General features: G+C 44.7%; 12 protein-coding genes. 8 read left to right on the top strand and 4 right to left on the bottom strand.

All coding sequences use genetic code 11. From position 1 onward, the window contains the following. The 5 genes from MKMG_RS08480 to MKMG_RS08460 all read left to right on the top strand — a co-directional run. A partial coding sequence (locus tag MKMG_RS08480; protein ID WP_165077279.1) for a roadblock/LC7 domain-containing protein occupies positions 1-599 on the top strand: 599 nt, incomplete at its 5' end. A gap of 32 nt (positions 600-631) precedes the next feature. Beyond that, the gene (locus MKMG_RS08475; protein ID WP_165077277.1) at positions 632-1,243 is read left to right on the top strand and encodes a hypothetical protein; all 612 of its coding nucleotides are present in this window, start codon (positions 632-634) and stop codon (positions 1,241-1,243) included. 10 nt (positions 1,244-1,253) lie between these two features. Beyond that, positions 1,254-4,319 (top strand): type II/IV secretion system ATPase subunit, encoded by a 3,066-nt coding sequence (locus tag MKMG_RS11775; RefSeq protein ID WP_371415207.1) that lies wholly within the window; start codon positions 1,254-1,256, stop codon positions 4,317-4,319. Then, a complete protein-coding gene (locus MKMG_RS08465; RefSeq protein WP_165077275.1) occupies positions 4,312-5,235 on the top strand; it encodes a type II secretion system F family protein in 924 nt (307 codons plus the stop codon). Before MKMG_RS11775 ends, MKMG_RS08465 begins: the two co-directional genes overlap by 8 nt. A 1-nt stretch (position 5,236) precedes the next feature. Continuing rightward, complete coding sequence (locus MKMG_RS08460; protein ID WP_165077274.1) at positions 5,237-6,247, top strand: type II secretion system F family protein; 1,011 nt, start codon at positions 5,237-5,239, stop codon at positions 6,245-6,247. Positions 6,248-6,278: 31 nt separating this feature from the next. Here the strand turns inward: MKMG_RS08460 and yciH are convergent, their stop codons facing one another. Continuing rightward, positions 6,279-6,584: a stress response translation initiation inhibitor YciH gene (gene yciH, locus MKMG_RS08455; RefSeq protein WP_062399989.1), complete on the bottom strand. Its 306-nt coding sequence runs from the start codon at positions 6,582-6,584 to the stop codon at positions 6,279-6,281. Between the two features lie 153 nt (positions 6,585-6,737). Between yciH and MKMG_RS08450 the strand changes: the two genes are divergently transcribed. Beyond that, complete coding sequence (locus tag MKMG_RS08450; protein ID WP_165077273.1) at positions 6,738-8,243, top strand: cobyric acid synthase; 1,506 nt, start codon at positions 6,738-6,740, stop codon at positions 8,241-8,243. Between the two features lie 232 nt (positions 8,244-8,475). Here MKMG_RS08450 and MKMG_RS08445 read toward each other — a convergent pair whose 3' ends face one another. After that, positions 8,476-8,958 (bottom strand): YkgJ family cysteine cluster protein, encoded by a 483-nt coding sequence (locus MKMG_RS08445; protein ID WP_256366077.1) that lies wholly within the window; start codon positions 8,956-8,958, stop codon positions 8,476-8,478. Positions 8,959-9,060: 102 nt separating this feature from the next. Here MKMG_RS08445 and MKMG_RS08440 point away from each other — a divergent pair, with 102 nt between their 5' ends. Then, complete coding sequence (locus MKMG_RS08440; protein ID WP_165077269.1) at positions 9,061-10,242, top strand: NDP-sugar synthase; 1,182 nt, start codon at positions 9,061-9,063, stop codon at positions 10,240-10,242. On the opposite strand, the gene MKMG_RS08435 is transcribed toward MKMG_RS08440, so the two are convergent. Both MKMG_RS08435 and MKMG_RS08430 read right to left on the bottom strand, forming a co-directional pair. After that, entirely contained in the window at positions 10,239-11,024 is a 786-nt protein-coding gene (locus tag MKMG_RS08435; RefSeq protein WP_165077268.1) for a CBS domain-containing protein, read from the bottom strand. The two genes, MKMG_RS08440 and MKMG_RS08435, sit on opposite strands and share 4 nt — an antisense overlap. Positions 11,025-11,089: 65 nt before the next feature. Then, positions 11,090-11,557, bottom strand: a complete 468-nt coding sequence (locus MKMG_RS08430) for an Hsp20/alpha crystallin family protein (protein ID WP_165077266.1) — start codon at positions 11,555-11,557, stop codon at positions 11,090-11,092. 171 nt (positions 11,558-11,728) lie between these two features. Here MKMG_RS08430 and MKMG_RS08425 point away from each other — a divergent pair, with 171 nt between their 5' ends. Beyond that, positions 11,729-12,406, top strand: a complete 678-nt coding sequence (locus MKMG_RS08425; protein WP_165077265.1) for a hypothetical protein — start codon at positions 11,729-11,731, stop codon at positions 12,404-12,406. Positions 12,407-12,450: the final 44 nt, after the last annotated feature.

Below are 12,450 nucleotides of genomic sequence, written 5' to 3'. Positions count from 1 at the left end.
TCACCGGGCAAATAATCGCCGGAGTTTCAGCACGGGGACCGAATGGAGAGGGATATCTCCTCATAGAGAATGGAATTCCTGCAATTGCCCAATACAATGAAAATGGAACAGAGCTGAAAGGAAATGATGCAATAATTTTCTTTAGAGAACAGCCGTTTTTAGAATATACTGTCACCTCCTACAATGAATCAGAACTGAGGAAGGTGATTACCTATTCAATCCGGGAAAACTGGCTTGTCGATCATAAGTCCCTTCCGGCTGAAGATGAGACAACACTTTCCAACGAAGAGAAACTTGACAGGATTCTTCGGCAGCCCGGAGTGATTGCAGTTTCATCATTTTTTGAAGGATTTCCCATTAATTCGCGGGGAGACGGTGATTTTGAACATGCTGCAGCCATCGCTGAAGATTTCCTTCGTGCAGGTGCCAAAATATCAGATGATCTTGGAATTGGCCTCCTTGAGCAGATAATTCTTGAAACACCACAGGGTAAATGCATACTTGCACCGTTTGAGGATCTCTATCTGGTTGTACTAACCTCAACAGACGCAAATCTTGGCCTCATCCGTCTTGCAATAAAAGGGGTACAAAAACTGTGATATAACCATGGTAAGGGGAATGGCGAGATAAGATGAATATTGAAAACGACATAAGAAATGTGGTCGAACATGCTCAGTATGCCGGCGAGTATGAATCTGAAGACCTTATAAACAAAATGAAAGCATCCGGTCGATCCGGACTTGCAGTCTCTATTGGGGGGAAAGATCAGTGTTTATTAATTTTTGTCGATGGAACCGTTGAAGGTGCGGCCCTTATGGGGAAGGAAGGGAACCTCTATGGTGACAAAGCAATTTATCTGCACGACAACAATTTAAAATTTAAAATATATCTGACTGAGAAATCGATCACAGAATCAGTGGCTGCTGGGTGCAGGATATACGACAAGGGGCATATACAAAGCTGCCACCTGGAAGAAATTCCCAAGATCGGTGAACAAAAAAAAGGGAGGGGTGTAATCAGACTCCATATCATCTCAGGAGATGAACCGCTTGCCGGGGCAAGAGTCTCCATGAGAAAGGGCAGGCAGCTTCTTCTGAGCGAAATCACCGGACCAGATGGGATTGTGGCATTTAAACTGGTCAATGGTATCTATGACTGTATCATTGTGGACAGATCGGGGACTGTTTACAAGTACAGGATTGAGTTTAATGATGAACTGATTGATACCGTAATTGAGATTTGAGGATTAAAAGATGAAAGATATGAAATCGTTTTTTGGGGGATTGCGTCGTGGAAATAAGAAAAAAGAGACCAGTGATGCTGTTTCTCCGGAAGAAAAAACAGAGCAGGATTTCCCTGCCGGAAATGAAAAAATCCCGATATTGGCTGATGGAACTGATATTTCTGAAACAGAAAATACCTCAGACAAACCGGATGAAATCAGTGTCTCGGATTATACCCGGCCAAATGAAACTCTTGGTGATCTGCTGACTGATATCCGGAAAATGGATAAAATAACTGAAATTGGGGATGAAAATTCAGCAACGGCTATATCACAGGCAGGTAATCCAGTATCCGGTAGCACTGGGTCAGAAGGAATGAAACCTACTCTCAGGGACATCATTACAGGGATTCATACCAATAAATCTGAACAGGAACCCGCTAAAGATGAACTGAAACCAGAAGATGAGGATGTGCCTGCCGGGTCTGTACCTGAAAAACAGAAAGAAAACACACCAGAGAGAACAGAAGACGAAATTCATGAAGTCAGTGCAGAAGTGCATGGTGAAATAACAACTGATCAGGATATCGACAGATTCATCCCTGAGAGAACTGATAAAACCAAAATACCAGAATTCAGCAGAGAAAATACTGAACTGAGTTTTACGGTAGATAAAGATACCAAATCAGAATCGGGATCGCATCCGAATTCACCCATCCAGTCGCCACATAATGAATCACCGGAAGAGAATCCGGATGAAATACCTGAGGTCACTGGGGAGACAAAAAACAATCATCTTGGTTCACTGATTGCTGACATCCAGCAGAACACCAATTATTCAGCGGAAAAAGATCCTGCCAAAAGACCTGACAGTGAAGCTGAAAAGAAAATTGATGGAATTATCAGTGAATTGCTGAATAATAAAGAGAAAACCCCGAAAACTGATTATTTTAGTGAAGAACCCGGGGAGTCCCAGTCAGGAGCACTCAGTTCAATAATTCAGGAGATACAAAATTCAGAAACGACAGTAAACAAGGTACCTCCAAAACTGAAACCAGATGATCTGATTAACGAACTGGTGCAGGCATACGATGAAGCTGAACTTATTTCCGGAACAAATCAGCCACAAAACACAACAACGAGAATTACACGAATTATTGAAGATATTTCAAGTGAAGGAAATAAAAATATCCGCAAAGAACCAATCGAAATCAAATCCAAAAATGCAGACTCCTATTCAGAACCGATTGTTAAGAAAAAGATACGGAAAGATGGAATAATTAGTGCAGAAGAAGTGACAAACATTTCAGAACTGATTCTGTCAGGTGGAGCTGAGCTGGATCTTGAGGAATTCCACATCTCGGACGGTGCACACAAATTTGAGATGAGTAACAGAAAAGAAATCTTAGCTGCACTGGATGGAATCGTTGAGGGGGACCTGGAAAAACTGGATCTTTCAAAGCTAAAACCGGCTGAATTTGTTCCTGAAGAAGAAACAGATCAGGAAGAAAATAAGAAAAAATTTGGTCAGGGTCTTTTTGGTAAAATTCGGGGCAGGGTTGTGGAATATGACCCCGCAATCCATGGATCCCTCGTTGATCTCTCGCATGATAGTGGCGAGGGAATCGAAGAAATCGAATTGTATCCGGTCAATGAACCATATGCCTACATACGAATCATCTTTGACCACAACAGTCATGAATACCTCTACACAGTAATTGAACCTGAACTCTCTGATGGAGAAAAAATACTGCTACAGGAACTGACACAGCGGTTGTTTGAAACACTGGACATCAACACCAAAGATCTCACAAAAGAACGGGCATATGCTACCCTGACAGAGGCAGTTGACAATATTATCTTTGATTACGGTATAAAACTGGATCCGGTATCGCGGGAAAAAATTCTCTATCATATTCACAAAAATTTCATTGGAGACGGGCGGATTGATGCCATCATGCATGATAAATATATAGAGGATATCTCCTGTGATGGCATCGATGCTCCCCTATTTGTATTCCATTCTAATTATGAATCAATCCAGACAAACATCACATACGCACGTTCTGACGATCTTGACTCATTTGTAACCAAACTCGCCCAGCGTGCAGGAAAATATATCTCAATTTCTGAACCGATGCTTGATGCAACAATGGCAGACGGGTCACGTATTCAGATGACCCTGGGTCATGAAGTGACAGCCCATGGTTCTACATTCACCATCCGAAAATTCAAGGATGAGCCAATTACTCCAACAGATCTCATAGAGTGGGGTACGTATTCCCCACTCTCCATTGCATTCCTGTGGCTTGCTGTAGAAAATGGAAAATCCTGCATATTTGCAGGAGGTACAGCGTCAGGAAAGACAACATCTCTAAATGCGATATCACTGTTTATTCCACCTATTGCAAAGATTGTCACGCTTGAAGATACCCGTGAACTGAAACTGCCGCACAAGAACTGGATTCCTTCCATTACCCGGGAATCGTTTGACAGCGGCGGAAAAGGCTCAATTGATATGTATGAACTGCTGCGTGCAGCACTCCGTCAGCGTCCCGAATATATCCTCGTAGGTGAAGTACGTGGCAAAGAGGCACAGACACTCTTCCAGGCCATGAGCACTGGTCACGTAACCTATGCAACAACACATGCAGATTCTGTTGCCAGTGTTGTTCACCGGTTTGAAAACCCGCCAATGAATGTGCCCCGTAATATGCTGAGCGCCCTTGATCTGGTAAGCGTGCAGGTGCAGGCACGGTTTGGCGGGCAGAGGATTCGACGAAATAAAACACTCATAGAGATCCTCGATATTGATCCCCGGACAAATGAACTGATCACCAATGAAGTATTCAAATGGAATGCAGCCACAGATGAAATTCGATTCTCAGGAAAATCCTACATTCTTGAAGATATTATGGAAGGGAAAGGATGGAGTGACGCCCGTATGCGGGAAGAACTCAAACGGCGCCAGGAAATTCTTGAATGGATGCGATTAAAAAAGATCCGTCACTTCCAGGAAGTCAGTAAAGTGTTGCTCTCCTATTACCGTGACCCGGAGACCGTAATGGAACTTGTCAGGAGCGATCTCTATGAATAGTTATCAGAGGTTCTGTTTCAATCTTCTTGGAGAGCGTCTGAAAGCAAAAAGGGATGACTATCTCTTTCTGCGCAATGAGATGATGCGCGCACGAATGACCGTGCCGTTTGAAGCATATCTTGCAACGGCCTACATCACATCTGTCCTTGTCGGACTGATCTTCGGAGTCCTGATTGGCTTTGTTACATATGCATTGAAACTGCCGGATCTTATCGTCTATTACGGAAATCTGCCGGATATTATCATTGCTCTGAATCCGTTTAAGGCATTAATCGGTGGAGTAATCGTAATGGTTATCGGCCTTATTGTATTCGGAGGGATTACCTATGCAGTATTTCTCATATATCCGGGAATTATGGCCGGAGAAAGAAAAAGAAATATCGATGCAACACTTCCTTATGCAATTAATTATATCACCGCTATGTCGACAGCAGGCATCACACCAGCAGAAGTATTCCGGTTGCTCGGACAGAGCAAAATATACGGGGAAAGTGCGGTTGAAGCGCGATATATTACACGGGAAATTGATATTTTTGGAAAAGACCTGCTTGATGCCCTGAGAATTGCCGGCCAGTATACACCGAGCAGCAGAATGCGTGAGTTTCTCCAGGGTGCATCTGCAAGTATTTCGGCAGGAAGTAACCTGACGGAATATTTCCGTACTAAGTCAGAACAATATACCAGAGAAAACCGCATGGAACAGAAAACATTCCTGGAAACACTGGGATTAATCTCAGAGTCGTATGTGACAGCACTCGTGGCAGGCACCCTTTTTCTTATCATTCTTCAGTCTGTCATGTCGACAATCAGCGGCGAAACAGATCCCCTGTTTCTGTATGCAGTGATTTATGCTGTCATCCCGCTGGGCAGTATCATGTTTGTGATTCTCATCAGTTCAATGACCCCGGAGGTGTAGAATGAAAATATTTGATACGAAAAAACCAGAAAATAAAGCAGACGATGCACCACCGGAAATCCGGAAAGACGAGGAAATTCTTGCACGGTTGGAAGAGCAGCACCGTTCAGATGAGGGATTCGGAAAATTCATGCGTCATCCTGTTCAGATGCTCACGGAAAAACCGGTAAATATTCTGATTCTCACAATTCCTGTTGCAATTATTGTCTTTGTTATCGGACTGATACTACAGGTGAGTAAATACGGAGTAGTTCTTGCACTGACGACAACAGGCATTGATGATTATTTCCTTCTTGCAGTGCTGATTGCAACGATTCCCCTTGCACTACTGGATCTGAAACACTCTATGAGAGTGAGAAATCTCAATATATCACTGCCAAACTTCTTCCGGGACGTTGCAGGAATGAATGAAAGCGGGATGACACTGCCAAATGCAATCCATGTCGTTGCGGGTGGTGAATACGGTTCCCTGACTCCGTATATCAAGAAACTTGATGCAGAGATGTCATGGAATATTCCGTTTGTCGATGCAATATATCAGTTTGGAGAGCGGATAGGCACATCACTTGCACAGAGGAGTGTTGATCTCATTGCAAAAGCAAGCCGTGCCGGTGGTGATGTTAGTGAAGTCCTGCGTGCTGCCGCAAATGACAGCTTTGAATTTGTCAATCTCGAAACAGAACGGCGCAATAATATGCTCATTTATGTAATTATCGTGCTCGTTTCCTACCTGGTCTTCCTCTTCGTGATTGCAGTGATGACGGGAACATTTCTGCAGACGATGGCACAGGCCGGCGAGGCTGTGGCAGAGTCAGGAAGTGGCGGATCAGCATTCGGGGCAGCCATTGACATGGAATTTTATCGGCGGCTTTTCCTCCATGCATCTGTAATTCAGGGATTTTTCTCGGGTCTTGTTGCAGGACAGATGGGTGAAGGACGTGCGGTTGCAGGACTAAAGTATTCTGTTGTGATGGTTGTCATCGGATGGGTTGCATTCAGACTGTTTATCTGAAAAAAATACCCTACAATTTTAAAAAAAAGAATTAACTGATATTATCGAGCTTATATCCTTTATCAAGAAGGAGTTTCTTCACCCGTTCACGGTGATTCCCCTGAAGCTCAATTGAATTACCTTTCACTGTACCGCCGCAGGCAAGTTTCCCTTTGAGGTATTTCTGCAGTTCATCCAGGTCAATGTCATATGGATCAAGACCATCAACCACGGTGACCTCTTTGCCGTACCGGCGCCGGTTTATCTTAACACTAATCTGCTGCTGTTCTTTCGCTACTTCTTCGCAGATACAGAGTTCTTTGGGCAGTCCGCACTTTGGACATATACCTCCAGTCATTACCATGTACATTCATGCTTTGTTTATATATCTGTTGGCATGATTCACTGAATATTCGTTCATTAATTCGTTGAGGAATCAGATCCTGTAAACCAGATTTTGAGCGATAAAACAAAAAAATTTAACCCGCGAAAAAGGAATTGTGTATCATACATGTCCCTGATGATTCTTGGAACTGCATCCCACGTTGGGAAAAGTATCACGGTAACTGCAATATGCCGGATTCTCACAAATTACGGCTACCGGGTTGCACCATTCAAATCCCAAAATATGAGTCTGAACTCATATGTGACCACATCCGGCGATGAAATTGGTATTGCTCAGGCAGTGCAGGCATTCGCGTCACGCACCATACCATCTGCGGAGATGAACCCAATACTTCTGAAACCAAAAGGAGATGGTGAATCACAGATTGTACTCCTTGGAAAACCATTTCGTGATGTCAGGACAGGGGAATACTATACGGAAACCGATTTTTTCCTGAACACTGCGCTTCAGGCATTCTGGAACCTACAGGACGCATATGAAATGGTTGTGATTGAAGGTGCAGGCGGTGCTGCCGAATGCAACCTCTATGACCGCGATATTGCAAATGTCCTCCTCGCACAAGAACTCAGTCTTCCCATTATTCTCGTCGCAGATATTGAACGCGGGGGAGTCTTTGCACAGGTGCTGGGAACACTGATGCTTCTGCCTGATGATGTCCGCCAACATGTAAGGGGTATTATCATCAACAAATTCCGTGGAGATTACCGGCTTTTTGAAGACGGAAAACAATTTTTGGAAGATAAGTCCGGCATTCCCGTTCTGGGAGTAATCCCATATTTTGACATCCCCCTCCCAAGTGAGGACTCCCTCTCAATAAATGATAAAAAAACAGACAAAACAGGCATCAGAATTGCAATAATACATCTGCCACAGATATCAAATTTCACCGATTTTGAAGTGCTGGAACAGCAGGCGTCTGTTGAATATGTGCAGCCCGGGGCAATGCTCTCATCCTTTGACTGCATCATCATCCCGGGCACAAAAAACACCATTGCAGACCTGCAGTATCTGTATGATTCAGGATGTGCAGATCAGATCCATGCTGCACATGAAGCAGGCACCCACATCATCGGTATCTGTGGCGGATACCAGATGCTGGGGAAAACAATCTCCGATTCGGGTCATGAATCGCGAGTTGGGACATATCAGGGTCTTGGACTACTTGATATCACAACAACATTTTCAGAATATACAAAAACAACCGTTCAGGTTACCCGGACACCCCTGGACCATTCCCCGATTCTCCAGAGAATGGAAAGTGTCAGTGGATATGAAATACACACAGGAGATACCTCAGTCGGGCACTGCAGAAGAGCGTTTGAGGACGAGGGGGCAGTCTCTGATGACGGCCAGGTCTTTGGAACATACATGCACGGTCTCTTCCTGAACAGAACCGCTGTGCATGCACTTCTTTCCTGTCTCTCTGATAAAAAAGGGACAGAATATATCCCTGCTGAATCTGCCAATCCCATATATGATGACACCGTGTATGATACCGTGGCCCGCCGGTTTGAACAGTCACTTGATGTGCAGACACTTATTGCCATTGCAAAAGATGGTATGCCGGATACAGAAAGCAGACCATCAACTGATGACGGAAAAAATACTTGAAAAACCCTCACTATCCATATCATTGCAGCATACGGCAGTCACCATACTGAGATCGACATCAGTTGTTGTACGTGAGGCAAGACAGAACGCTCTCGCAGGGGAGGGCAACCACTTGCCCCTCTGCCTGAACTGTTTAGAATGGGTACAGAACCTGCACCGGATGATCTCTTCTTTTTTTCCCGGTTTGCACTCAACCATGCCACCAGTAGTATTCAATAAACGGTATTTTTTATTAGTCATACCAGACAGCCCGGTATCCCTTATGTTCAAGAAGGGATGAAGCCTCCTCTTCCCAGTTATCATCCGGAAGGACTGCAATCGTAGTCTTCCACCACTCTGAGAATGCGTCATCATCCGTAAGTAGTGAACCTTTCCCTTTTATCCGTGCAACCGGTGTCCCTGCCGCATCGAAAATCCTCATTCTGCAGCACGTGAAATCTTTGCAGAACTGTGGAGCGGAATCAAATATGATACAGGGATACACCCCATTCTCCTCACGCAGAAAGGGGCACCACCCTTCGGTGACCGATCGTGCCTCAGCAAAATCAAAATAATCGCGGTATTTGCGGGGTATCGTTGCATAAACGGTTTCATTCGTGATCTCATGTCTGACGACGACCTGATTCATTCCCATCTGGCCAATAACCTTAACATATTTTCCCATACCGAAGCAGCACCTGCCGCACTTCGTGCAGGAAAAGTCCTCATGCTCCACATCTGGTGAATGGAAGGAATCCTATGTTATTCTATCGATTCGGTGAAAATCGCACACCCCAGACCGACAGGGTTTAAACCGAGGTATGACAACATGTGTTGTATGAAGGTATGTATCATGTGTGGCGGAGAGGGGACCCGCCTGCGGCCGCTGACCTTTGAACGGCCAAAGCCCTGCATCCCAATTGTCAATACCCCTTCAATCATCCATCTTGTGGATCATCTGTCCAATCTTGGATTTACCGATATTGTTGTGACACTCGGCTACAAAGGAGACGATATACAAAATACCCTCGGTGACGGTTCACTCTTCGGCGCTGAAATAACATATGTGCGTGATCCGGTCAAACTGGGTACTGCAGGGAGTGTTAAAAATGCTGAAGAATTCCTGAATGATTCACCATTTCTCGTGGTAGGCGGAGACCATATCACTGACATCGATCTCCTCCAGTTTTACCGGGAACATCTCCGTGGTGATGCAATAGCCTCCATTGGCCTCATCTCCATTGATGAACCATCAGAATACGGAATCGCAGAAATCGATGTTAATTATGAAATTATGCGGTTTACAGAGAAACCATCACCCGGCCAGATCTTTTCCAACCTTGCGAGTACAGGGATGTATGTCTGCAATCCGGAAATCTTTGAATACATTCCGGAAAATACCAAGTTTGACTTTGCCAAAGATCTCTTCCCTGTCCTTATGGAACAGCCGGAAACTCATATTTCAGGCTGGCTTGCACGCGGAAACTGGTCTGATGTCGGAAGTCCGCGTTCCCTGCGCGAAGCAGAACACTGGAAACTGCAGGAGATGTCATACACCAATATATCGGGTGACATCACAATCAAGGGGGCAACAGTCCACGGACCCGTTCATTTCGGTGAAGGTGTGGTTATTGGTGAGAATTCAAAGATTATCGGCCCGGTATCCATCGGTTCCGGCACTGTCATCGGAAACAGGGTGATTATCGGCCCTTACACATCCCTTGGAAACGACTGTGTCATTCGCGAAGGTGTGAAAATATTCTCATCATCAATTTACAACCATGTCCATATCGGAGCAGATACCACCATCAGCGGCAGCATTATTGATAATGAAGCGGCAATACGGGAACAATGCAATATTGAGAATGACACTGTAATCGGGCCCCGTTCAGTAATAAAACAGGGCAGTATCGTTCATTCAAAAACAAGGATCTGGCCGGAAGCAGTCATTCCGGAGCATAGTGTTGTGACAGAGGATTACCTGAATCCGGACTACGGCACTCATTGTTCCGGTTCCTAACTGTGCCTGACCAGACGATGTGTCACTGCAACAAGGGGGTGCCGGGCATAATCCAGAATTTTGATATCATCAAGGGTTGAAAGGTTCATCTCGCGTGCAGTCCGTTCAAGGCCGAGTTCAATATCCTCATCAATTTCAATAATATAGGCATCCAGTTCCTTTATTCCAAGCCGGCGGGCTGCAACAGCACGGTGATGTCCGTCCACAAGCACGAGCCTTCCGGGACGCCGGACAACCATAAGAGGTTCTGCGAGTCCTTTTTGTATTTCATACATTCTCCCTTCAAGTTCATCCTGATAAATTTTTGACTGGGTGGGGAGAAGACTTTGTATTGCAACTCTTCCCCTGACCAGTACAGGTTCAACATCATGCAGCTGACGAAGCGTATCAATGAATTTAAACACCTTATCAGGCGACACATGTTCAATCTGAGACCTGATTACATCTGCATTTGATATAATACCAATGAGATTGGTGTCATCATCAACCACAGGAAGTTTCTGGATACCAGACCTGAATATCACACGGGCAGCATCATTGATGTCCATATCAGGAGCTGCGACAATCAGGTGACGGGACATTAGCTTCTCAATTGGAGTATATGGATAAACAAAGAGAAGATCGCGGGCAGAGACGTAACCAACTACCTTCCGATTATCAATTACAGGAAATCCATCGTGATGCGTATCACGGATTGCATTTATAACATCTTTTGCAGTCCCCTTTGCATCAATGGAGACAACATCATATGTCATATAGTCGCGGACCTTCTTTTTGTCCATTCTTCCCACTATTACATCGGATAATTCATAACCATTCGGGAAGAATCCATGCACTACTTAAAAAATTAATCTATTGGAATAACACTCCCTGACTCGGGGAGTGCCTTCCTGAGCCGGACTTCCAGTACTCCATTATGGAAGGTTGCACCGGCCTCCTCGTCAATTACTTCTGCCGGAAGGGACACAATGCGTCGCATGTTTCCTGAAAGGCGCTCACGGATATAGTATTCAGATCCTTCGGGTTCTACCTCAGGTTCCGACACATTTACAACAGACAGTTCCAGATTCATAGGATTCATCAGTCGTATTAAGAGATCTTTTTTATCAATCCCCGGGAGGTCCGCAACGACGATCACTTCGTCCATCTCTTCGCGTACATCAACCCTGAATTCCCTTTTTAATGCTGGTCTTACCATTGAAGGGAGTGATGCTCCGGTTGTTATTGTGTTCTGCACACGCGACTCCCATTCTGCCATCAGTTCGTCAAGTTCATTCCAGAGAAGAGCAAACGGATATCTTCTTCTTCGAATCATAATTTTTTCCCCTTTTGCTGACGATCCATTGCTGTGATTATACAGAATCGACAGATCCAGATACCGACCGTATGGAAGATAAAGGTTTCCCGTCCTTAAATCTCGTGGTGCCATCAATAAGACCTACGACAATATACATGTTTAATACAGAAAAGAGTTGAAATAATACTAATGGCAAAACAGAAGAGCGCAAAGAACAATGATGAATGGACAAAAACCCTCACAAAGGTATTTGTTGTCTTCATTCTGATATCATGCGTGCTCGGGTTTACCCTCACAATGGGTTTTTTCTCGATATTTAAAACAGCAGCAGATGGATCAGGTATTGTTGTCGGTTACACCATCCGTGATGACAGTGGCGTAGCCGTGCTTTCGTCAGACCAGACCGTAGTTGAAAACGAAGGCGTAGTAGCAGGTGTCTCACAACCCTTGCAGATGGTCATCGGTCAGAATTATTCTGATTTTATTGTGCCGATTGATGTGTATATGTACCCTGCCGGTGTTACGTCCTATGCTCTCTTTGAACCCGAACTGACAACCATTGCTGATGAATCAGAAGGGCTGCGTGAAGGAGATACAAAGACCGTGTTATTCCCATTCGGAGAGACAATGACACGGGAGATGACGGCGGAACAGTATGGCCTCATCGGTGGGAACTATTCAGAAGCAGTAACCGGAATGTGGATTCCCCTTGGATTTGCACCGAAACCAGAAGTTGTCCTCGACAATGAAACAGCACCTGAAACCGTCTCCACCAGAATGGCAAAGATAGTTGCAAAGGATAACAATACTCTGACAGTGCAGTATGGATATGCCTCTGCAGACATCACTATCATCCAGCTCATCTGAAACAAACAGTTTCATATATTATTTTTTCCTTTTTACCAGTATAT

The organism is Methanogenium sp. MK-MG (genome assembly GCF_009914725.1).
Lineage (GTDB): Archaea > Halobacteriota > Methanomicrobia > Methanomicrobiales > Methanomicrobiaceae > Methanogenium.
This window is presented reverse-complemented; position numbering and strand designations above follow the sequence as displayed.

What these genes read in the sequence shown, in the direction of transcription:
- MKMG_RS08465 (WP_165077275.1), top strand. Translation starts at nt 4,312, where the DNA reads ATGAATAGTTATCAGAGGTTCTGTTTCAATCTTCTTGGAGAGCGTCTG.
- MKMG_RS08430 (WP_165077266.1), bottom strand. Translation starts at nt 11,557, where the DNA reads ATGATTCGAAGAAGAAGATATCCGTTTGCTCTTCTCTGGAATGAACTT.
- yciH (WP_062399989.1), bottom strand. Translation starts at nt 6,584, where the DNA reads ATGACTGGAGGTATATGTCCAAAGTGCGGACTGCCCAAAGAACTCTGT.
- MKMG_RS11775 (WP_371415207.1), top strand. Translation starts at nt 1,254, where the DNA reads ATGAAAGATATGAAATCGTTTTTTGGGGGATTGCGTCGTGGAAATAAG.
- MKMG_RS08435 (WP_165077268.1), bottom strand. Translation starts at nt 11,024, where the DNA reads ATGGACAAAAAGAAGGTCCGCGACTATATGACATATGATGTTGTCTCC.
- MKMG_RS08475 (WP_165077277.1), top strand. Translation starts at nt 632, where the DNA reads ATGAATATTGAAAACGACATAAGAAATGTGGTCGAACATGCTCAGTAT.
- MKMG_RS08460 (WP_165077274.1), top strand. Translation starts at nt 5,237, where the DNA reads ATGAAAATATTTGATACGAAAAAACCAGAAAATAAAGCAGACGATGCA.
- MKMG_RS08450 (WP_165077273.1), top strand. Translation starts at nt 6,738, where the DNA reads ATGTCCCTGATGATTCTTGGAACTGCATCCCACGTTGGGAAAAGTATC.
- MKMG_RS08440 (WP_165077269.1), top strand. Translation starts at nt 9,061, where the DNA reads ATGAAGGTATGTATCATGTGTGGCGGAGAGGGGACCCGCCTGCGGCCG.
- MKMG_RS08425 (WP_165077265.1), top strand. Translation starts at nt 11,729, where the DNA reads ATGGCAAAACAGAAGAGCGCAAAGAACAATGATGAATGGACAAAAACC.